Raw genomic sequence first — 21,374 nt, 5'->3', positions numbered from 1 at the left:
CCCGTACCCCATTTTTCATCCTTGCACCATGATTTGTTATGGTTGCCTGATGCAGCCGGGCATGCTTCGGCGATTGCTATGGATCTCGATGGCGTGGAAAAAAGATTAATCCAAAAGAGTAAACGATTCGAACAACATTTTAACGAATTTTATTTAAAAGCAATTGAACTAACCGGATATATGAGGACGATGCGAGAACACTATCCCTCTCTGGCAAGATTTCATATCGACGTCAATATGGAAATGTCCGTCTTTATGATGTTCTTAAACGAAATTGAAGAGCTCGAATTAAGCGCCGAATTGCTAAGCCGAATAAATCCTCTCATGCCTGACCATATGTTTCGCGAAGAGTGCTACTACTTATTAAAATTAGCAGAATGCGGTGCCGTTCCTTTCCCCACATGTGATCCAGCAAAACCAAGAATACAATAGCTAATCGCTATGAACGAATGCTTGTCATCATATTTCTTCCATAAAAGATCAATTGTACCCGTACAGTTGATCCAATTCTATATTGCTTGCCGGACCGTTCAAGCTTACGATGTTATTCAAGACGCATGAAGCAGCAGCTTCGGCAATGATTTTGAATAGCAGAGGTGAGAGTGGATGAATCCATTAACGAAAGCGGAAATAAAAGCTTATTTAAACAGAATCGGTGTCACAGACGTCGAAGCTCCGACGAAATACTATTTATTTGAGCTGCACAGAGCCCATGTAAAAAATCTAGCTTGGCAAACTCTCGATATTTTCGGCCGCAAACCTGCAGCTATAGATAGGGAACAATCCGTACAACTCATATTAAACGGCAGAAGCGGATACTGCTTTCACCTTAACGGAGCTTTCAGCCTCCTGCTCCAATCACTCGGCTATAAGGTTTCTATGCATCGAGCGGGCGTTCAGCCAATAGGCTCTGAGCCTTGTATTAACTCCTTTCATCTGGGATTAACGGTTAGCTTGATGAATGAACAGTTTGAAGATGAAACATGGATCATTGATGCCGGCCTCGGCGATCTCCCCTTTGAGCCTTTGCCGCTTCAATTCGGAACCTATCCGCAAGCTCCATATCTCTATAAAGTAACGGGATCCAGCGTGGCATCTAACGGCTGGCGCATCGAGCATGACTCCCTCGCTTCCTTTGTCGGCGTAGATTTTGACCCTGCCGTAGTGTTAAATATCGATGAATTCATTCCTAAGCATGAGCATTACAGCCGTTCAACGGCATCCCCATGGCATGATGTTTTTTTAATTCGGAATCGAAATGAAACAGAAGGACATGAGCTTAGAGGTTGTGTTTGGAAGAAACGCGTGAAAAGCGGCATTGTGAAAGCAGAAATCCAAATTCAGTCCCAATGGCTTGAGGTGCTAGCGGATATTTTCGGAGAAAAGCTCGTTAACTACAGCAGCTTAGAGCGGGATGAGCTTTGGAAGAGGGTCTGGCGAGCTCATTTGGAGTGGAAAAAAATGAACCTCAGTGCAACCTGAGGTTCATTTCTCATTCTATGATCAAGATTCAGCCGTACCGAATCTCTTGGCATTTCTTATACGGGCACGCTCAATCTCGATCTCACGGTCTCGCGGCTCGGCATTCGTTACCAAGGCGTCTAACAATTTCTGCGCAGCCGCGGCTACTTCCTGCACAGCCAGATGAAACGCCTCTTCATTCGCTTTCGAGGGCGAGTTAAACCCGGATAGTTTTCTTACGAATTGCAGAGAAGCTGCTTCCACTTCCCCTTCCGTAGCCGGAGGCTCGAAATTAAATAAGGTTTTAATATTTCTGCACATAGCTCTCTCCCTTTCAGTCGACGATTGCCTAAGAAAAATTATAGTACCATTCCAGAAGCGAAGCAATCGCTTGCGTGCTCATTCGGTCTATGCACAGCATTCGGTTTCCTGCTTCCTTGTCCCCAATGATTCTACGATGGTATACCTTCATGCTTCTCCCAATGAATCAAATCACTGGAGCTGAACGCATCCAAATTCATTTGCTTCGTATACTCCGTATAAGAACGAGTCGCATAAATCCAGTGCTTTCCTTCATAGGTTCTTGCTTCGGGATCAGCGTACCAGCCTGGCACGATGGGATTATGAATTCCTTTCATTTGCGAACAGCTCCTTTTATGGGTATGCAGCTATAACGATATTGTAAAACATTGCAAATGGTTTGTCTTTGGACGAAATAAGAAAATAGGCTTATCCGCATGTCCTAAGGACATAGGATAAGCCTATTTTTTGCTCGCGTTACAAGCTGCCTTCATTATACGCACGCAGCAGCGTATAGCGGTTTGGCCTAATATGATGAGCTTCCCGCAAGCTTCTCTCTAGCAGCGCTTCATCTATGCCTAAGTCCCTTGGCTCCGACGGCCCGCCTACAACTGCCAATAATTGACGGATCGCCGCTTTATTAGGAACCTGACCAATAAGCTGCCGTGCTGCTTCTTGCTGTTCAGCCTTTAAGAAAGGCAGCGGTTCATTGGTTAACCGGTGGTAGAGGGCGGAAATTTCCGCGCAAGCAACGCCTACTTTAGCGCCATGCAAAATTTGTCTTCTTTCCTGGCGCAGAAACTCCATTTCCCAGTAATGCGAGAGATGATGCTCGGCACCGGATGCAGAATGGGATTGGCCGAATAAAAGCATGGCGAAGCCGGATGTGAGCAATGCATTAGTCAGGATTCTAATGCCATCCGGCGTCCGTTTTGCAATCGCGTCGACTTGCTCTACGCATTGGAGCAGGGCATTTTCGGTTATATCCGCCACAGCTTGCGAATAAGGCTCTCCGCCAGTCATAGCGCCGAATTTCCAATCAAATAACGAGGTGAATTTACCAAGCATATCGCCAAATCCGGCAGCAACAAGCGCTGGGGGTGCAAGCGCCAAAATATTCAAATCCGCGAAAATCGCTGACGGGCCGATCGATTGAATCGTTTTCTTCTCTCCGCGAAGGATAACCGGAGCCCCCTTGGAGTTGAAGCCGTCCACAGAAGGCGCCGTGGGTACCGATACAAAGGGCACGCTCGTTGCGTAAGCGGAAAAGCGGGCGATGTCATGCAGCGTCCCCGAGCCGACGGCAACAACCACTTCGGCAGACTGCGACTTTATTTCCAATATGCATTGCACCAATGATGCCTCGTCGGCAATGACATCCCCTTGCGGATTGGGTAATATCAAGGTGACATGTACAGCAATGCCGGCATTGGCAATCGCTGCCTCAAGTGACTGCCCTGCAATTAAAAAAGTCGTCTCATCCGCAACGATGATCACTTTCGTATACCTGCACGCTTCGAGATAAGGCGTAATCTGCTCGACAGCCCCCGCTTCCAATACAACGGGACCCATATCGAGCACCCGGAGATCCATTCCCTTTTCCTTTGCTGCTTCTTTTCTAATTGCGGCTAACCCTTCATTCATACAAGCTCCTCCTTCGGTTCTAATAAGGAAGCCAGTTCTGCAATCGAATCCCATATTGCATCCGGCCGCTCCTTCGCTAATTCCGCATCCTGTCGGCTCGTTGAGCCGCTTAGAACGAGAGCTGTTTTCATTCCTGCCCGTTTCCCTAGAGCAATATCCGATGGCAAGCTGTCGCCAATAACGATACAGCTCTCAGGCGGAAGCCCAAGCGTACGGAGCGCAGCTTCCGCCATGACCGGCGAAGGCTTGCCAATGACGGTTTTCACTTCTTTTCCCGTTGCCGAGACTATAGCTCCAATCATCCCGGCGACGTCAATCGACTCTCCTTCTTCACCCGGAAAGGATTTATCCGCATTGGTCGCTATAATCTCCGCCCCGCCGCGAACTGCCCGGAAAGCCAGGTTGAGTTCTTTGTAGGTCAAATTTTCATGCAAGGTAATGACCAGTTTATCGGCTTCCTCCGGGATATTTGCCAAGGTGATGTCCCAAGACAGCAGTTCCTCTCTTAATCCAGTGTCGCCAAGCGTCCAAACCTTTGCCTGCGGATCGTTCATCTTCAAATACCCCGCGGTTACGCTTGAAGACAATAGGATCTCTTCCGCTACCGCTATGATCCCCATACCCAGCAGCTTTTCTTGACACATCACCCGAGAAATATTTCCTCGATTGCTCAGAAACACAACTCTTTTCCCCTGCTTCCTTAGGCTGGCGATGGCTTCCAGCGCTCCTTCGACAGCCTGGCTGCCCCTATAAACAGTCCCGTCTAAATCAATGATAAAACCTTCGATACCGTCCAGTCTCAAGCAAATCCCCCCTGTTCATCCCTCCTCTATTTTCCTTTCATTTGTCTTCATATGTCAACGATTGAATGCTTTTGCCGGCGTTTTGAAATGCGGTCATATGACGGCTCATTTCCTGTCATTTATTGAAGGCTATCATTACTTCAACGCCCTTGATTTTCTCTAAATACGATTTATCCGCTTTCGCATCCGTAATTAGAGTATGCAGTTGAGCCATTTCAACGGACGTCGCGATCGAACGTCTGCCAAGCTTCGTGTGGTCAGCCAGCGCGATGGTTTTTCTCGCATTGGCGGTCATCCGTTTTTTCAACTCTGCTTCATATAAGCTAAAGTCTGTCATGCCCTCTTCGATGCTGACGCCTTCTGCCGAAGTAAAAAACAAGTCGGCATGGATGCCATCCAGCACATTTTTACCTAGTACGCCCTCTACCGTTCTTGAGCCCGACCGCAGAACGCCGCCGATCAGGATGACGTTGATTCTAGGGTTCTGATTCAAGATCATCGCGGCATCGAGCCCATTGGTTACTACCGTTAAATAATCGCAGTCCGCAAGCGCCTTAGCGAGTTCCAGCACGGTTGAGCTTGCGTCCAAAAGAATACACTGTCCTTTGGACACGAGCCGGGCCGCCTGCATCCCGATCGCTCTCTTCTCCGGATAGTTTAACTCGCTGCGCGTGAAGAAGGAGTCCCCCCGATGCACCGCTTTCTTATTCACCAGAACGGCGCCGCCATGGGTCCGTTCAATAATGCCTTCATCCTCAAGCAAACGAAGATCGGTACGGAGCGTTCCCTCCGATACGTTCATTTCCTTAGCCAGCTCCTTCACGACAACCTGCCCTTTTTGATGTAGACACTCTACGATCTTCTCTCTTCTTTGCGAAGCAAACATTCTATCTCCACCTTTTTGATTCATGACATAGAAGCAGCGAAAACCGTCAATAAACGAAAACAAAAATAAATACATGCTGCTATATAACATTTATTCTGACACAAAACCGCAAGCGCAACAACAAGAATGCGATAACCCGCAATAAGGACGCGCTTCCCGATAAGAAGGTAATCTGAAGAAATATGTCGAAATTGGATAATAGCAAAAATGCGACATGTCCCGTTGCGTTGCGACAAGAGCCCATTATTTATTTCCTATAAAATGCTGTACAATTTAGGATATTAATTTGACTTGGTGGTGAATGTGATAAAAAAGCCGTTTATAACACCAAAACGAATGAATCAGGCCATTCACAGCCAAATCCGCTTAACGCTGTTAGAGCTTAGTCATGCAACAAAAGCAGAGATCAGCCAACGGACGGATATCAGCTTCCCAACCATTAGCAAGGCGTTAGAGCAGATGGAACAAAGCGGCGAAGCCGTTATGGCCGGAATCGATGATTCAAGCGGCGGAAGAAGACCGGTAAGGTACGCATTGAATGCTGAACATCGCTATGGTTTAGGCGTTTACCTGGAAAAAGATGAAACGGTATATTCCGTCATCAATTATAGGGGGGAAGCCGTCGATACCCTGAATCTGCCCAGCGTTTTAGAGGAGGGTCCAGAGGCGTTCACCGCGCAGCTGCAGACGGTCGTCAGCCGTTATCCAACCATTCAATCCGCAGCCATAGGCGTACCTGGATCTGTGAAAGACGGAACGATATTTTTCATACCTGCTTATGATAAATTTTCGCAATTTGATCCGAAAGCCTGCTGCGAGGAACGCTTCAACCTGCAGGTTGTCGTTGAAAATGATATGAATGCAGCCGTATTAGGGTACCACGACTTGAGCGGAAGAGCGGATGACCAGACGTTGGCCTACCTCTATTTAGGGAAAAACGGCCCGGGAGCCGGCATATTGATTAATGGCGATGTCATTAGGGGGAGCACGTTTTTTTCGGGCGAGGTTTCTTTCGTGCCGCAATATGATCGGTACAATTTTCTGGAAGCTGTCAGAAAATCGCGCCAAGCGCAGCAGGAGCTTGGCATATCAAATGAGCTTGGAGACGATATGATCGATGCGATGAGCCGATTAGTCGCAGCATTAGTATCTATCATTAACCCGCATGCCGTTATCTTTTGCAAAGAAGATATTAGCAGAGCCGATGCCGATAAGATCGCGGTACATTGTGCAAAATACGTCCCGGATACCCATATTCCGGAGCTTGTCATAAGCGATTGGAAAGAAGATTACCTGCATGGACTGCAGCGTCTTGCGCTCCATCGCATGATGGCAGGCTTTTAAATTACAACAGCCCTTCCTTTTTATCAGGATGGGCTGCTCTTTTTCACCTATGCCTGCCGACTTTAAATCAGCTCTTTGCGCACCTTCAAATATCGGTACAAGAAACAGCCCGATACCGCACAAATCAAAGCGCATAAACCTATAAATCCATAACCGGCTTGAAGCCCCCTCAGCAAACCCAGCTCCGTTCCTGCGCCATAGCTGTTTCTAATCCCTTTGGTGATCGCGCCGATCGCATAATTGCCGATGACGCTGCCGATCCCCATCAGAGTAACGGTAAACGTAATTGCGGTATCGCTTCCGCGCGGGTATCTTTTGGCAATAAAAGCCATGACGGTGGGATAGATCGGCGCTATGCCAATGCCTGCCGCAGCGAACATAAAGGCCAATGATTCACCGCCTAATACGGCAATAAAAGTACATACGGCCGAGAAAGCTGAGAAAATAATGAGTGAAAGATTAAATCCGATTTTGTCCGTCACCGGACCAAGTAAAAGCCTGGCTGCCGAGAAGCAAAGAAAAAATACGGAGAGCATGCCGGATGCGGACACGCTGTCCCACTTATAAGCTTTTTCCAGAAAATTGACCAGCCAACCGCCTACGGCCAATTCCGATACGACGCCAAACGAAAGGATAAGCACCAAAAGCCATAAAGCCGGATCACGCACTAAGCTTTTCAGAGGAATCCGATCTTCGCTGGATAAATCATCGCCCGGAAATTTACTTAAAAAAGCCGGGATCATCGGCAGTACAGACAGGCACAGCATGATCAGATACATCTCACGCCAATCGACCGCATGCCCGAACAAACTTACTGTCATTAATCCGGAAGCAACCATGGGAGCGACAGTCGAGCTAAGCCCGTAAAAGAAATGGGATAAGTTCATCATCGTGCCGGTGTTCCTCACAAAAATGCGCGCGCCGAGAATGGCCAAAGCAATTTCCAGCATTCCGTTGCCGATATACATGAGGAAATATGAAGAAGAAAAAACGGGATAGCTGTGGGAGAAATAAATAAAAATTCCCGATAGCAGCATCGACCCGAAAGCCATAATGCTCACGGCTTTGATACCCAGCTTGTGCGTTAAAATCGCCGTAAAGGAGCAAGCAATCAAATACCCAAGCGCATTAAGCGACAATAGCGTTCCAAGCTGCATCTCATCCAGCATGAAATCAAATTGAATGCGCGGAATCGCCGGCCCTTTAATATTTTCTGAAATGCCAAAAATAATAAATCCCAAAAAAATGGTTGCCAACTGCATGGCATACGATTTGTTAATCTTCTGGCGTACTTGCATTTGTTTATTCATCGTTAAAAATCCCTTCGTTTTTCTCGCATGTTTCGAACATACCGAACTTATTAAAGACCTTTAATTTCTTTCAGAGCTTATCATAGGCAGCACGGAAACACAATGAAAAATTCTCGTTTTCCGGCATGAAAAAAGCCACGCTGCGCGTAGCCTTTTCTTTAAAACGGTTCATTTAAAGGACAGGGCTGATCCATGCGAATCCACCGCCAAGAAGATTACTCCCCCTCGCGCGGCTCGATCGGAAAATATACGCTGTAAGTCTCATCCTTTATTTCATACAACGGAATGAATCGAAAGCCGCGATCCTGCCCTTTGGTACGATAATAACCTGGATTCCACCAGCTGTGGTTACGTTCCCGATCCGGAACAAGTAATGAATCTAGCTGATCCTTTTTGCCGACAAGTCGTCTCTCCTCCTCCACCAGACCCGCCAAGACAATTGGCCCGTCCATAAATGCGTACATCTCCGTCTCGCCCGGAAGCAGTTCAGCCGTTAATGTCTTCGGCAGCTCTATGCGTACAATATCCCCCTCCGCCCATTCCCTGTGCAATTCCGCATACGATGACGGCTGCCAATTCCCTTGCTGCTGCACGCCGTTGATTGAAATCAATGTATTGCCATGCACCCACCAAGGCAATCGCAGCTTCAAACAGAAAGGCTTACGGGAAGCAAGCGAAAGCTTGACTTCATAGATGAAGCTATTCGGCCGGTGCACCGGCATAGGCGGCACATCGACTTTCGTGATTGCTGTCATCCCCTCTACATTCCATGCCTGAAGAGGATACAGCCCGTTTTGCCCGTCCTGCCTGATCGATAAACGAATGATGGCATCATCTACGACCGCCGACAGCGTGGAGGGCAGCCATTGCATAATCGCAATACCCTGTTCGTCTTGCAGAAATATTTGCTCCTGGTAAGCAGCATTCGCTTGCACCAGCGTACCGTGACAGCACCAGAAATGCTGCGTGGCAGAACCCCATTTCTTTTGGCTTCCCGCACCGATTCCGAGAAAATACGCAATCATCCCCGTTTCCCCGTGTTGGTGCGCGAGAACGCCATTAACGAATCTTCGTTCCCAATAATCAGCGTAAATCGGATTGCCTGTCCAGCGCAGCAACACATGCGCCAACCGCATCATGTTATAATTCACGCAGTGCTCCTGCCCGGCACCCATCCGTGTCATATCCGTTCCCGGCATCCAAAGCTCGGCATCGTCTCCGGCACCTGTGGCTAGATAACCACGATCCTCTACCGCGCACTTCCAGAACGCCTCGACAATATGACGGTAACGTATTTCTCCTGTTGCCTCCCATGCCTTCGCAGCGCCTAAAATTTCCGGAATCTGCGTATTGGCATGTTTATTCGTCAATACATCCTGTCCCTCTAGAAGCGCATCAAAGAATCGCCGCCGATCGTAACGATCGATCAAATCCCGATGCTTCGTCTCCTTCGTCAAGGCGTACAGCTCCGCCCAAGTCTCCAGCATTCCACCGGTTTCCAAATCAAGCAGATCATCCATTTGCTGGCGGTCAAATGAATCTGTCCAGCGGTGGAACCAATCCGCTAAAGCAGCCATCATCCTAAGCGCTTGCTCATTTCCGGCCAGCACATGCATTTCATGGAGGCCCATTAACAGCTTATGAACCGTATAATGCGGCGCCCACACCCATTTGCCGCTCACGATCCGGTGCATATAGGTTTCCGGAAAAGCGGCCAAAAAACCGGTCCCGATGGCTTCCTGGCACTTTGCCAGCTCAGAGACGATAAAATCGGCTTTGGCCTTCACGAGATTATCGTCCGTTTGCTTGTAAATACGGGCAGCAGCAGATAACCAATGTCCCATCATATGGCCGCGCAGCTCACAGGTTGGCGACTCCCATCCCCAATGCCAATTTTCTGGACCATCCATGCTCGTTGTTGTAGCGCTGGTCGTTCCGCCGTTTCCGCTATAGCTCCATAATCCCGCTTCCAAATAAAAATTCCGGAGAAGATTCTCGTTGGTCAAGCTCATGACATATTTTTTGTTTAATTGAAATCGTTCCTTCAGCGGGCCTGGGGCAAGCTGAATGCCGCCAGCTGCGAACTCATGAAATTTCATGTGCGTCATTATGATAAACCTCCCTTTTTTTGTTCGGTGAGATTATCATATAATCTATAGATACAAAGAAAAATGCACGAATCCACAGGTTTCATATCTTTTTTTTAGGTTATCAATTGAAAGCAGACGCCGATCATTTTAATCATGGGGAGGGAATCATTTTGGAATGCAGCCTATATTTGAGCGCAGATCGCATGCCATTGGTCAGGGATATTGGAATGAACCGAACCGACTCCCTCTACACGCACCCCGACCGCACGGCGGGCTATGACGTTTTTCTATTTGTCGTCCACGGCTGCATGCAGGTTATTGAGGAAGGAACGGAGTATTTTGTCAGAGAAAACGAACATTTATTTTTGAAAAAAGGAAAACATCACTGGGGTCTCCCCTTAACCGTTCCGGGAACAACCTGGTATTGGATTCACTTCAGCGTGCCTACTGACGAAAATATTACGTATCGCGAACACCCGCCGCTGCCGGAAATTGATTATTATCAGCCGGATCATTATCACTACTTGATTCAAATGCCAAAACACGGAACCTCTCCTTTTCATTCCGTATTGGAAGCGCGCCTGCAAGCGTTGGCAGCCGATTACTTCATTCCCGCCAAACACGGCATGATGCAGTTGAGTTTGCGGGTATGCCAATTGTTTCTCGATCTGCAGAAGCAGATGAAGCAGCAGGAAAAAGAAAAGCACACGGGCAAAGCCGACACCGTCGCCGGCCGAGTGATTACTTTTTTGTTACAGCACTGCGAAGAAGATTTTGATTCCGCCAGCCTTGCAGGTTACATGAAGCTCAATTACAGCTATCTCTCTGCCGCGTTCAAGGAACAAACAGGTCAAACGATCGTCGAGACGCATGCGCGATTGCGGATGGGCAAAGCAATTGAATGGATGAGAAATAGCTCCCTCAACGTTTCTGAGATCAGCGAACAGCTTGGATACCGCAATCCCTATTATTTCAGCCGCGTTTTCAAGAAGGTGCTTGGCGAATCTCCCTCCTCCTATATGAGCAATATTTATAAAACCTAGCAAAGGTTTGTTCATCGGACATATTTTATTAAACGTTTAGTTATTAAATCTTCACGAAAACTAAACTTTATACAAAATAAGAGTCCTCCCATTGCATATTTCCGCTATTTTTATTAAACTAAACGTACTAAACAACTAATAATCGTTAGGGGATATATAACCGTGAAAATGGAAGATATAGCAAAGCTCGCAGGCGTATCGAAAGCAGCCGTATCGCTTGCATTGAACGGAAAACCAGGCATAAGCGCGGAAACCCGCGCACGGATATTGCAAATTGCCGATGAAAACGGCTATGCGGCAAAAACCAAGACTGCTGCAGCCGAACCCGCTCTGAAATCTTTAACGTTCCTTGCCTTTGCCAACTCGGGCATCGTATTGGAACAGTATTATGAACAGCCTTTTTTCCGCGAACTCATCCACCATATTGAAGACCGGTGCGGTCAAAACGGTTTTTCTCTTATTTATGCGTCTGTCGAGCATGAGAACTATGGGGAGAAGATTAGGGCTTTGGCTGAGGAGAAGCGCAGCGACGGCGTCATCCTGCTCGGAACGAATTTAAACCAGAGCCAAATCGCCCAAATTAGTCATGATATTGCGGTGCCGCTCGTCGTTATGGATACTTGCTTCGATACGCTTCCGGTTCATTTCGTCGGGATCAATAATGTGATGGGAGCCTATCAAGCGGGGGCTCATCTGTGCGGCATCGGGCATCGAAGCATTGGATATATCGCTTCGAATGTACGCATTCATAATTTCGACGAACGGAAACGGGGCTTCGATGCCGCCTTGCATGAAAACGGCCTGCGCGTTGACGAAAGCTGCACCTTCTCCGTAGCGCCTACCATACTTTCTTCGCAGGAGGCGTTAAAACAACAGCTTACGGATTACCTCAAAGCGGGAGACCCGCTCCCTACCGCCTTTTTCTGCGAATGCGACTATATCGCGATCAGCGCGATCAAGACGCTTGGGGAGCTTGGATACCATATTCCGGAGGATGTTTCAGTCGTAGGCTTCGATAATATCTCGGAGTCCAGAATTATCACGCCCGAGCTTACAACCGTACATGTCGCCAAAGAGCGAATGGCTCATCTTGCCGTCGATTTGCTAATCAACGCCATCGCCTTTCATGATCCGATCAAAACGAAAATTACGGTAGATACGGAGTTTGTCGGGAGAACTTCTTCCGCGGCGCCAAAGCAATTAGCGGCTTCCAGCCGTATAGATGCATAACAGATACGATAAAAAAAGCGATGCTCGGCGCAAATAGCCGGGCATCGCTTTTTATAAAATGACGATTATTGATCATTAATGCTGGGATTCCTTCCCTCTCTATTGGCCAGTTTGGAAAACAGGTCATGGAATACCGCATCACGGTCAATATAGCTTGCGCAGCGTATCAAATGCCTGGAGGAATCGATGCTCCACCGGAAATCCTCTGCCAGTCTTGGACTTTGCGTAAGTCGTGAGGGAACAAAGCCCGGCTGATTGAGCCAAGCGATGACCGAGATATCCCAAATCACCCTGGAGTAAGCAAAATGATTCTCCTTGCAGTTTCGGTAAGTTTCGTAAAGGTACTCACCAATCTCGCCCGAAGGCTTCACATAATCCCGAATCTCGGATAATGTCGTTCGCAGATTCGAGGCCGCACCCATGCATGGTATAAGCACCAATGGCACGCCGCAGTCCAGCAGTATTCTCGAGGCGTGGATATCCTGCGCCAAATTAAACTCTCGCGTATCCGGCCACTCCAATGCGTTACCGCCCAGCCAAATGACGACCATCCGCTCGATTATTCTCGGCTCCAATAGAATCGCGCTTGCGATATTCGTAATCGCTCCGATGGCTGCGACATATAACGGATCATCCGGCTTGCACGCCATTGCCCGCTCCACCAAATTAGCAGCCGCATCGCTATGAACGGGAGAATAAGCCGCCGGCAAATAGGCTTCCGAGCCGCGGTACACCGGGATATCTTCCCTGTCCATTAGCTTTAGAATGCGGTTAATCTCCTGAAAGCTCTTTTCCATGCCATCCTTGGGTCCCGTCGACAGCTCGTTAAAGAACGGCGCCGCGTAAAGCGCTTGAAGCTCGATCTTCTCCGGAGAAAGGAGCGCGTAAATGACAGCGAATTGGTCATCAATTTCATTAAACGTATCGGTATCCAGCACCATTCTGACTTTTCCTTTTGGAGCCTCCAGCTTACGGACCAGCTCATCCGCTGACAATACCGGAAATTGCACATCCATGACAACATCCTCCATCCATATAATGAATTGGCTTTCAAGCGATGCTATAATGAATTCATTTTATAAATAATTTAATCATTACAGTAGCCTTATTCGGTTATCGTTTATCACGATTTGGCTAACTTGACGGGAGATGCGTCTGATGACTGCTTCGTTTGATTTCTTTTATCAAGCTACACGCATGAAAAATGAATGGATTGCGCCTCATCATCATCCATGTTATGAGCTGGTCTATTATGTCAGCGGACAAGGACATACCCGGATAGGAGAAACGGATTATTCCTTTAATGCCGGGGATTACGCGATTATCAACCCCTGCACTATTCATGAAGAACGCCATGAATGGCAATCCAAGGTCATGTTTTGCGGTTTCGCCAGCAACGTATACCCTCCCTTGGTAGAAGGAATCTACCATGAGACTTCCAGCCTGCCCATGGGCAGGCTAATGCGCGCTATCGCATATGAGCTTCGCGACAAGAAACCCTTCCATAAACAAATGCTGGATAACCTGGCCTCTCACTTATATTTAGAGCTGTTAAGAGCCCATCCTTCACAAGTAACCGAATACCGAACGGATGTCATTCAATACGCCCAGACCTTTATAAACGAATATTTTATGCACAAAATTGATTTTCGCGCGTTGGCAGCCCAATCGGGTTATAGCTATGACCGTTTTCGTCATTTATTCAAAATCAAGGTCGGCGCTTCGCCTATTCAATATATTTTGGAGCGAAGAATTGAGCATGCCAAAGCGATGCTGCGGCACACACAAATGCAAGTCTCGGTTATCGCAATGGAATGCGGATTCTCTACGGATGCGCAGTTTTGTAGTATGTTCAAGCGAGAAACAGGCATCACTCCCATTCGTTACAGGGAGAGCGCATGCCTTACCTCTCCTGATCCAGGAACGTATCAATAGTCAACAAATGACATTTGGCGTATCGGCTACTTTGTTTCTTTGCTGAGACCGATTCTTTTAATGCTCACTTTAGCTTTAATGGTCACCTCTAGATCTGGAAATACCGTATCCCATTTCTCTTTGTAGCTGTTATTCCATTGTTTCGGATAGGATTGGTAAACGATTCTTCCGAATCCGAATATGTCCGAACGAAATTGCTTTTGCGCTTTCGCTAAGGCCAGCTCCATCCGCTGCTTAATACTCTCTTCCAGTTTGGTCTCAATATACGCCAGCTCTTTGGATTGCGAAAGATTTATCGGTGATGCATTTTCCAGCACAGTTACTTTAGAGCGCGATTTAACCGCCATTTTTAATTGGCCGTCTTGAAAATAGGGGTTAAAGTCCGTATCCGCTTTTATAAATTTAACGCTTACCTTGCCGCCCCCCTTTTCCTCGGGAATGTTGACTGTAATCACGCCTAGATCCAGCTCGTTTCGAAGATGCAGTATCCCCCGGGATTCGGAAGCATTCATCCAGCCGATCAATTTATCTTTCTTGAACACAGCGGCCCCTGATATGGCTTGGACGATTTGAGAGGCAGAGCTTTCTTGGCCTGAATCATTTTTTGAATCTAAAGGTACTAATTTAAATCGTGGGGCTACCGGCTCTACTCCATCCGAAATGAGCATATCCCAAAAATCTTTTATGGACACCTTTAGGCCAATGCCTTGTTTCATGATCTCTCTCGTTTCTTCGGAAGGAACCTTCTCTAATAAAGGTTTGCTTTTCAAAAATTCGGAGGCTTCGCCGTTTGTAAATACGATTAGGGCATTTACGCGCGGCTCTTGATATCTGGCAAAAAAATCAATGATGTACGAAACGCCGTCCTTAGCTGATTTTTCTCCAATGATTAGAACTCTGCTATGCGAAAGGAAAATTCTTCGCGACAGCTTCTCTTGAATTCTCCGATAGGCATCCGATAATGTTACGCCAGTTTCCGAAGCGTTAAATGTGCTCCTTACATTGCCGCTCATATTTCCGGCTGCTCCAAATGTTGCCGGTACTCCGATTTGAAGCGATAAACGAATCCTGTTGCCGTCAATTTTATCTACTCCCATCGCGGTAACGACAGCAATGTCATTCACTTCCACCCGATTCCAGCAGCCTGTGAGACATAGAATGACGATTAGCGACAGTATTACGTTTTTTAACGAGCTCACTGGGCACAGCCTCCCCTATCCTGACCTCTATTTTTTTCGCTTTTGAGGCTGCGGCCGCAGCCATCTCCCCATGCGGATCGGATTTTTTTTCCCGGTGTCGCTCGGCCGTTTCTTCATGGACCACCACGGTACGCGCACAAATACATCCTTTAGATCGCTGAAGTTGAAAGGAGCAAGCGGCGACAAATAAGGGACGCCAAAGGACTGGAGCCGGACGAGATGACTTAGGATCAGAAAAACGCCGAGCAATATGCCGTACATCCCAAGGAATGCAGCAAGAAACATCATCGGAAAACGAAGTAAGCGGATCGCGCCTGTCAGGCTATAGCTTGGGAACATAAAGGATGCAATCCCGGTAATCGATACCACGATAACTAACGGAGCTCCGACAATTCCTGCCTGTACGGCCGCTTGTCCGATAACCAACGCACCGACAATGCTGATCGTGCCGCCGATCGCACGCGGCAATCTCAGTCCGGCTTCTCTTAAGGCTTCGAATGATATTTCCATCAATAGAGCCGCAATAAATACGGGAAAAGGTACGGACTCCCTGGCGGATGCTACACTGAACAACAAGTTTGTCGGCAGCAGCTCCTGATGGAACGAAGTCACGGCTACATAAATGGATGGGAACAGCAGAGCAACGAATATAAAAAAATAACGCAAGCAGCGAATCGTCGAAGCCAATATGAAATGCTCATAATAATCTTCGGTCGAATTCATAAGCTGAAAAAAGGTGATTGGCACGATCAGGGCAAACGGGGTATTATCGACCATAATGCCGATTCTGCCTTCGAGTAAATTTCCGACCAGCCGGTCAGGCCGCTCCGTCTGCAGAACCTGAGGAAAAACAGAGTAGGGATTATCCTCAATTAATTCGATAATATAACCGCTGTCCTCAATGGCATCGATAGATATTTGATCCAATCTGCTCCGGACTTCCTTGAGTATGGAGTCATCTGCAATACCTTCCAGGTAGGTGATTATAATTTCGGTTTGCGAGAGCTCGCCGAGTTTTATACTTTCCATTTTTAATTGCGCTGTTTTTAAGCGTCTTCGAACCAAGCTCACATTTGTACGTATATCCTCCGTAAATCCTTCCCTCGGACCATAAATGACTACTTCGGTTGTCGGCTCTTCGACCGATCTTTTTTCCCATGATTTTTCGCTTATGAGCAGCGCTTGCGCTAAGCCATCGACGAGCAAGGCCGTTCCTCCGCTTAACACGTGGTCCATGATTTCCTGCAGCGATTCTCCGCTAGCAACTGACGCAGATAAAATCTTTTTCTCAATATCCTGAAGACCTATGGGGCTTTGCCAAATACTATCGCTGCTGCTTATCAATGGAGTCAGTATATTCAGATCTATGCGATCCAGATTGATAAGACCGTCAAGATAAAAAACGACGGCTTTATGGGTATCGTTTATTTCGAATTCCCGATAAGAGAAGTCCACGGACCGTACAAATTTATCCTTTACCATCTGAAAATCCTCATGTAGAACGCCGGTAAGGAAATCCCAATCCTCATTCGTTTTTTTCATTAAGAAAACCGCCTCCACAAAAAAAACTAGGTTTGAAATTTTTTACGCACAAATGCGATGCTGAGTAGTAACAAAGGGATTACGATTTGTAACGGCACATGTAAATAGGGATCTATAAATGTTCTCCCTATTTCCAAGAATCTTACGAAATTCGGTGCATGGAATACCGACAAAGGGGCAATGATTACACCGAGAATAAGCAGTATGGATTTGTTGCTTTTTAGTTTAAATAATTGACCTATGGCAATAGATGCGCCTAATGTCCAAGCGCCAACCTTAAAAAAAACGCCTGCAACCATCATCAATATAATGAGGGAATCAAAGCGCTCCAGAAAGTCTGCGATCGAAACCATCCGTGCAGCGGAAAGCAGCGGGAAATACTCCTGCTCGAAAATATTGGGGCCTAATACCGAAATCATAATTATGCAATTAATAGACAGCAATAGTCCTCCGAGAAGAATCACGGCCATCCCTACTTTTTTGGCATTTTCTTTTTTTTTTAATAAGGGGAAGAACATCGTAATTAATACGGTTTCGCCAAACGGAAAAGCTAAAATAGATGGGCTGGGATAAGGAAATACCTCATTTAAAACCGGATATATCCCTTCACCAAGAACAGGGGTAAGCCGCTTCAGGTCGAATTGATCCAGGCTGATCGCCATTAAAACCCACATCGCAACCAACACAAGGATGTAAACCGGAAACACCATTTCGCCCATCCGTCCAAACACCTCGGTCCCCCCGCGTAAGCTGTAGATCATCAGAACCATAAAACTCCCCACTACGATAATTAATGGGGTTTCCGTCAGAATCGTAGACACGATGAGTTCGCCGAAATCCCTGCAAGCCGTACTGGCAAGATAGGTAAAATACAAGATATAAATAAGCATAATGGGATAGGAAAGAAACCTGCCAATGATTTTGGGCAGCATCTGTATCAAGGAATCATCCGGATAATACGCGGACAATTTCACGTAAATTCCCATCAAGAGCAGACCGCAAAACATCGCAGTCAAAATAGCCAGCCATGCGTCCTGTTTAGCCCCGGCTCCTATCGCAAAAATGATGGTGTTTCCGATTTCGAATCCAATCATGATATAAAAGAGTTGAAGTCCGCTTAATTTTTTTAAATCCATGATTTCCCGCCTCAGCTAACCAAATCTAGATATCCTGCCAAATTCTACATAACCATTTCTATATTTTCCCGTAAGGCATAAAGTTATGCGGAGCATAATGTAGGGGGAAGTCCTTTGAAAAACTATAAATCTATCGAAAAAAAAAGAACTGCGGGCATTTTTGCCTGCAGTTCTTTAGCCGTCAAACGATATGAATGATTAAGATTGTCCTGAATGCTCCAAAGCGGCCAACCCGAGCGCGAGTGAACCGCATAAGCCTGCATTGTCCCCGAGACCGGGAGCGACGATGTAATTGTCCATTCCAGCCTGGAGCGCAGCCGCATTCACATATCCGTTCAAATTTTTACCGACCTCTGCTCGAATCATCGGAAGCAGCTGCTTCTGCTGCATCACGCCCCCGCCCATAATGACGATTTTCGGCGAAAGCATGAGGATAGCCGATGTTACGGCTTGACCGAGATAATACGCCTCCATCGCCCATGCCGGGTGATCCGCCCCTAACTCGCTGCCTTTTACGCCCCAGCGCTTCTCGATGGCTGGGCCAGCCGCAAGTCCTTCCAAACAATCCCCATGATATGGACAATGGCCTGAAAAACGGTCATCCGGGTGGCGTCTCGGCAAAATATGCCCGCCTTCCGGATGCACGAGGCCATGCACGAGCCTGCCCTCCGAATAAACGCCTAATCCGATTCCCGTTCCGATCGTGAAATAAACGCAGCTGTCGAGTCCCTTGGCAGCCCCCCACGCCGCTTCGCCGTAGGCGGCGGCATTCACATCCGTGTCCCAGCCGAACGGCACGCGAAACTCACGCTTCAGCGTTTCAAGAAACGGAAAGCCCGACCAGCTTGGCTTTGGCGTAGTCGTCACGCTGCCATACGTTTCGCTGAGCGGATCGATGTCGATCGGCCCGAACGTACCGATGCCGATCGCCTCAACCTTCTTGTCTTTGAAATATTCGATAACCTGCTCCATCACCCGCTCTGGATGCTCGGTAGGAAAGCTGATCCGTTCCTCGATGGCCCCGCTTTCGCTGCCAATTCCGCATACAAACTTTGTTCCTCCTGCTTCGATTGCTCCAATACGCATCTTCTCGGTCTCCTCTGCCTGTTCATCGCTTAAATGGCTGCCCAAAAAAAGGGCAGCCAAAAACAAAGCTTTTATGTTATGAGTAAATGGATTTCATCTTCCAAACGCTTAACGATTTAATCTTCCGTTGACCGTCACCCAAAAGCTTCAGGCCAAGCGCATCCTCTAGGGTTGGATAAACCCTCGTCGTTAAGCTTTTTAGACCATTCGCGTAGACCTCGACCATCGAACGGTCCAAATAAATATGCAGCTGCAAAGCCTCGCCCGAAAGCTCCAGATTGCCCGACTGTACGCCCTTCGTTCTCTCTTCCTGGGACAGCGTGGTCTTCGAGCGGTCTACGCCCAGCTCAGCCCTGCTACGGTCGTAGTAGATGAGCGTCTCTTCCTCCCCCAATGGGGATCGCCTTACCCAGACGCCTAAGCGTTCCGCCGCGGCCTCGTCTGCGCCAAATGCGATACGGATGTCGAGCATATCGCCTTGTACTTGCTCCAGCAGTTGGTTCGCCTCAGCCAGCGTCGTATCCGAAATTTCGCAAAGCTGCTCCCCGCGCAGCGTTTCAAGCTCTGCAATCGGCTCGATGCCGAGCCGCCCGTCTGACCGCAAGAAGATATGAAGCGGCAGACCGGCATTATGTGCCCAGCCGGAATCGTAATCCAGCTGCGGCGTCCTCTCGCCCTGCGCAATCGTAAAAATAATATTGCGTCCTGTTCTCGGGTCCACCATTCCGCTTGGCCCGGTAAAATGAAAATCGCCAACGTCAATCAGCTGAGGCTCCTCGTTTTCGGGAACAAATCTTACTTCTTTCCGGTCAAACGATCCGATCCAGTAGAATACTTCGACGTCAGCGCCCAGGCCGAGCGGGCTGATTAGCAGAACATGCTTCTCGCTCCCAGAGGCATCCTTCCCGAGCGGCAGCAGTACCGGCAGCTCCCACATATTGCCGAGTTCAGGGTACTTCTCGGGGTCACTGACATAAAACGGGCCATGATAAGTCCAATCGATCATATTATCCGATGTATAGGCAAGTGCCGTGCCTCCCTGGCCGTCCGTGCCTGAGCCGATGAGCAAATACCACAGCCCGCCTTCCTTCCATACGTACGGATCCCGGAAGTCGCCGAACATGCCCTGCCCTTTCTCTTGTACGATCAACGGTTTAGGATGCTTTTCCCAGTTGACCAAATCGCTATCGCCGTCCTGGAGAAACCGGCTGCGGGCAAGTCCAACCCGCTGGTTCGGGGATGCACTGTCATCTCCAGCCGTAAAGAACAAAGCAGGGATGCCGTTCTCATCATAAGCCGCGCTGCCGGACCATACGCCGTCCGGATCGACGGCCCCTTTCTCCGGCGCAAGCGCGATTGGAAGATCGCGCCAGTGAACCATATCGTCACTTACCCAATGGCCCCAATGAATCTGTGCCCAATAGGGTCCCTGTGGATTATGCTGATAGAACAAATGATATTTTCCGTTAAAATAAATCGGCGCATGCGGCTCGTTCATCCAGTGAACCGGCGGGCTCGCGTGATACTGCGGTCGATGCCTGTCATGGAGCAGTGGCGTTCGGTCGAGCCGGATATCCGCCTCCGGGATGACAGGTACGCTTCCGCCATGCGGGTGCAAGGCCGCCTTGTACGCTGCGGCAATCTGTACGACGCTCAAAGCCCGGGAGTAAATCCGCACATCGTCCATAAGACCATCGAACATGTTATGACGGAACGCCTCCGCGAGAACCGACGCCTGGTTGTTATTTCCTATCAACAGATCCTCGGTGCTCGGAACCATTGCTCTGCCCGCAGGCGTCGCTTGCTCGGCAACTTGTTCTCCGTTTAAATAAAGCCTCATGACGCCTTCGCTGTGGCTGAACGTTGCGGCAACATGAGACCAAGCCTGCTTCAAGAGCGGCCGGTGATGGCACCAGAGCTCATGCCAGCTTCCTCCGATGCCGATTTGGAGCGACCATGAGCCATGTCTATACATGCCTAAAATATAACCTTCCGCCGCTTCGCGATCATGCTGATTGACGATAGCGGAGAGGCGCTTTTCCACTCCCCATTCATATGAACGCGGAGCGACCCATGCCGATACGGTAAACGCCTCACTCAGCTTAGGAGCCTTTTCCGCGGGACGGGTAATCCACGTCGAATACCCGTCAAACAGCAGAGCGCCGCCGCAAATGCCGGGACGCCACTGCGGGTCCGCTGCTTCCGTAAATCTTGGCTGAAGCAGCGCGTAAGACACCTCATCCGTTTGCCCGCTCACCAGGTCTGCCGCAAAGGCGCCGTACTTCTCATCCAGCTGCCAATGGGCTTCAAGCCCCGTCGATTGTTCCTGCTTATCCTCATTCATGAACATCCGTCCTCCCGATTA

Annotated in this window: 19 protein-coding genes; 6 read left to right on the top strand and 13 right to left on the bottom strand. The window is 48.3% G+C overall.

Features of this window, described 5'->3' with window-relative positions; translation table 11 throughout:
- Positions 1-42: 42 nt before the first annotated feature.
- Both ACN6MW_RS25500 and ACN6MW_RS25495 read left to right on the top strand, forming a co-directional pair.
- Positions 43-432: a DUF2935 domain-containing protein gene (locus tag ACN6MW_RS25500; protein ID WP_419872659.1), complete on the top strand. Its 390-nt coding sequence runs from the start codon at positions 43-45 to the stop codon at positions 430-432.
- Between the two features lie 174 nt (positions 433-606).
- Positions 607-1,482 carry an arylamine N-acetyltransferase family protein gene (locus ACN6MW_RS25495; RefSeq protein WP_419872658.1) on the top strand — a complete coding sequence of 292 codons (876 nt, stop codon included), beginning with the start codon at positions 607-609 and terminating at the stop codon, positions 1,480-1,482.
- A 21-nt stretch (positions 1,483-1,503) separates the two neighbouring features.
- Here the strand turns inward: ACN6MW_RS25495 and ACN6MW_RS25490 are convergent, their stop codons facing one another.
- The 5 genes from ACN6MW_RS25490 to ACN6MW_RS25470 all read right to left on the bottom strand — a co-directional run bounded on the left by ACN6MW_RS25490 (position 1,504) and on the right by ACN6MW_RS25470 (position 5,094).
- Positions 1,504-1,782, bottom strand: a complete 279-nt coding sequence (locus tag ACN6MW_RS25490) for a DUF2277 domain-containing protein (protein ID WP_419872657.1) — start codon at positions 1,780-1,782, stop codon at positions 1,504-1,506.
- Positions 1,783-1,913: 131 nt separating this feature from the next.
- Entirely contained in the window at positions 1,914-2,099 is a 186-nt protein-coding gene (locus ACN6MW_RS25485) for a hypothetical protein (RefSeq protein ID WP_419872656.1), read from the bottom strand.
- A 139-nt stretch (positions 2,100-2,238) separates the two neighbouring features.
- Entirely contained in the window at positions 2,239-3,405 is a 1,167-nt protein-coding gene (locus tag ACN6MW_RS25480; RefSeq protein WP_419872655.1) for a sn-glycerol-1-phosphate dehydrogenase, read from the bottom strand.
- On the bottom strand, positions 3,402-4,202 hold the full coding sequence (locus tag ACN6MW_RS25475) for an HAD-IIA family hydrolase (protein ID WP_419876444.1): 801 nt from the start codon (positions 4,200-4,202) through the stop codon (positions 3,402-3,404). The genes ACN6MW_RS25480 and ACN6MW_RS25475 overlap by 4 nt, the downstream gene beginning before the upstream one ends.
- Positions 4,203-4,323: 121 nt before the next feature.
- A complete protein-coding gene (locus ACN6MW_RS25470; protein WP_419872654.1) occupies positions 4,324-5,094 on the bottom strand; it encodes a DeoR/GlpR family DNA-binding transcription regulator in 771 nt (256 codons plus the stop codon).
- A gap of 303 nt (positions 5,095-5,397) precedes the next feature.
- Between ACN6MW_RS25470 and ACN6MW_RS25465 the strand changes: the two genes are divergently transcribed.
- Positions 5,398-6,438 carry an ROK family protein gene (locus tag ACN6MW_RS25465; protein WP_419872653.1) on the top strand — a complete coding sequence of 347 codons (1,041 nt, stop codon included), beginning with the start codon at positions 5,398-5,400 and terminating at the stop codon, positions 6,436-6,438.
- Between the two features lie 62 nt (positions 6,439-6,500).
- Here ACN6MW_RS25465 and ACN6MW_RS25460 read toward each other — a convergent pair whose 3' ends face one another.
- A complete protein-coding gene (locus ACN6MW_RS25460; protein WP_419872652.1) occupies positions 6,501-7,748 on the bottom strand; it encodes an MFS transporter in 1,248 nt (415 codons plus the stop codon).
- Positions 7,749-7,963: 215 nt separating this feature from the next.
- Complete coding sequence (locus ACN6MW_RS25455; protein ID WP_419872651.1) at positions 7,964-9,856, bottom strand: beta-L-arabinofuranosidase domain-containing protein; 1,893 nt, start codon at positions 9,854-9,856, stop codon at positions 7,964-7,966.
- Positions 9,857-10,008: 152 nt separating this feature from the next.
- Between ACN6MW_RS25455 and ACN6MW_RS25450 the strand changes: the two genes are divergently transcribed.
- A complete protein-coding gene (locus tag ACN6MW_RS25450; RefSeq protein WP_419872650.1) occupies positions 10,009-10,881 on the top strand; it encodes a helix-turn-helix domain-containing protein in 873 nt (290 codons plus the stop codon).
- Positions 10,882-11,043: 162 nt separating this feature from the next.
- Positions 11,044-12,111 carry a LacI family DNA-binding transcriptional regulator gene (locus tag ACN6MW_RS25445; protein WP_419872649.1) on the top strand — a complete coding sequence of 356 codons (1,068 nt, stop codon included), beginning with the start codon at positions 11,044-11,046 and terminating at the stop codon, positions 12,109-12,111.
- Positions 12,112-12,176: 65 nt separating this feature from the next.
- Here ACN6MW_RS25445 and ACN6MW_RS25440 read toward each other — a convergent pair whose 3' ends face one another.
- Positions 12,177-13,127, bottom strand: coding sequence for a nucleoside hydrolase (locus ACN6MW_RS25440; RefSeq protein ID WP_419872648.1), 951 nt, complete (start codon positions 13,125-13,127; stop codon positions 12,177-12,179).
- A 142-nt stretch (positions 13,128-13,269) separates the two neighbouring features.
- Between ACN6MW_RS25440 and ACN6MW_RS25435 the strand changes: the two genes are divergently transcribed.
- Complete coding sequence (locus ACN6MW_RS25435; RefSeq protein WP_419872647.1) at positions 13,270-14,046, top strand: AraC family transcriptional regulator; 777 nt, start codon at positions 13,270-13,272, stop codon at positions 14,044-14,046.
- A gap of 26 nt (positions 14,047-14,072) precedes the next feature.
- Here the strand turns inward: ACN6MW_RS25435 and ACN6MW_RS25430 are convergent, their stop codons facing one another.
- The 5 genes from ACN6MW_RS25430 to ACN6MW_RS25410 all read right to left on the bottom strand — a co-directional run bounded on the left by ACN6MW_RS25430 (position 14,073) and on the right by ACN6MW_RS25410 (position 21,353).
- Positions 14,073-15,245: a Ger(x)C family spore germination protein gene (locus tag ACN6MW_RS25430; RefSeq protein WP_419872646.1), complete on the bottom strand. Its 1,173-nt coding sequence runs from the start codon at positions 15,243-15,245 to the stop codon at positions 14,073-14,075.
- Between the two features lie 27 nt (positions 15,246-15,272).
- The gene (locus ACN6MW_RS25425) at positions 15,273-16,787 is read right to left on the bottom strand and encodes a spore germination protein (protein ID WP_419872645.1); all 1,515 of its coding nucleotides are present in this window, start codon (positions 16,785-16,787) and stop codon (positions 15,273-15,275) included.
- Positions 16,788-16,813: 26 nt separating this feature from the next.
- Positions 16,814-17,923 (bottom strand): GerAB/ArcD/ProY family transporter, encoded by a 1,110-nt coding sequence (locus ACN6MW_RS25420; protein WP_419872644.1) that lies wholly within the window; start codon positions 17,921-17,923, stop codon positions 16,814-16,816.
- 198 nt (positions 17,924-18,121) lie between these two features.
- Entirely contained in the window at positions 18,122-19,009 is an 888-nt protein-coding gene (locus ACN6MW_RS25415) for an ROK family protein (protein WP_419872643.1), read from the bottom strand.
- Positions 19,010-19,085: 76 nt separating this feature from the next.
- Positions 19,086-21,353, bottom strand: coding sequence for a GH32 C-terminal domain-containing protein (locus tag ACN6MW_RS25410; RefSeq protein ID WP_419872642.1), 2,268 nt, complete (start codon positions 21,351-21,353; stop codon positions 19,086-19,088).
- Positions 21,354-21,374 lie beyond the last annotated feature (21 nt).

Source organism: Pristimantibacillus sp. PTI5 (assembly GCF_048572955.1).
Taxonomy (GTDB): domain Bacteria; phylum Bacillota; class Bacilli; order Paenibacillales; family Paenibacillaceae; genus Pristimantibacillus.
Note: the sequence above shows the minus strand (reverse complement) of the source record. Positions and strands in the feature narration are given on the sequence as shown.

Bases quoted from the DNA above. Each gene is read 5' to 3' on its own strand.
- ACN6MW_RS25495 (WP_419872658.1), top strand. From the start codon at position 607: ATGAATCCATTAACGAAAGCGGAAATAAAAGCTTATTTAAACAGAATC.
- ACN6MW_RS25490 (WP_419872657.1), bottom strand. From the start codon at position 1,782: ATGTGCAGAAATATTAAAACCTTATTTAATTTCGAGCCTCCGGCTACG.
- ACN6MW_RS25485 (WP_419872656.1), bottom strand. From the start codon at position 2,099: ATGAAAGGAATTCATAATCCCATCGTGCCAGGCTGGTACGCTGATCCC.
- ACN6MW_RS25480 (WP_419872655.1), bottom strand. From the start codon at position 3,405: ATGAATGAAGGGTTAGCCGCAATTAGAAAAGAAGCAGCAAAGGAAAAG.
- ACN6MW_RS25470 (WP_419872654.1), bottom strand. From the start codon at position 5,094: ATGTTTGCTTCGCAAAGAAGAGAGAAGATCGTAGAGTGTCTACATCAA.
- ACN6MW_RS25460 (WP_419872652.1), bottom strand. From the start codon at position 7,748: ATGAATAAACAAATGCAAGTACGCCAGAAGATTAACAAATCGTATGCC.
- ACN6MW_RS25455 (WP_419872651.1), bottom strand. From the start codon at position 9,856: ATGACGCACATGAAATTTCATGAGTTCGCAGCTGGCGGCATTCAGCTT.
- ACN6MW_RS25440 (WP_419872648.1), bottom strand. From the start codon at position 13,127: ATGGATGTGCAATTTCCGGTATTGTCAGCGGATGAGCTGGTCCGTAAG.
- ACN6MW_RS25435 (WP_419872647.1), top strand. From the start codon at position 13,270: ATGACTGCTTCGTTTGATTTCTTTTATCAAGCTACACGCATGAAAAAT.
- ACN6MW_RS25425 (WP_419872645.1), bottom strand. From the start codon at position 16,787: ATGAAAAAAACGAATGAGGATTGGGATTTCCTTACCGGCGTTCTACAT.
- ACN6MW_RS25420 (WP_419872644.1), bottom strand. From the start codon at position 17,923: ATGGATTTAAAAAAATTAAGCGGACTTCAACTCTTTTATATCATGATT.
- ACN6MW_RS25415 (WP_419872643.1), bottom strand. From the start codon at position 19,009: ATGCGTATTGGAGCAATCGAAGCAGGAGGAACAAAGTTTGTATGCGGA.
- ACN6MW_RS25410 (WP_419872642.1), bottom strand. From the start codon at position 21,353: ATGAATGAGGATAAGCAGGAACAATCGACGGGGCTTGAAGCCCATTGG.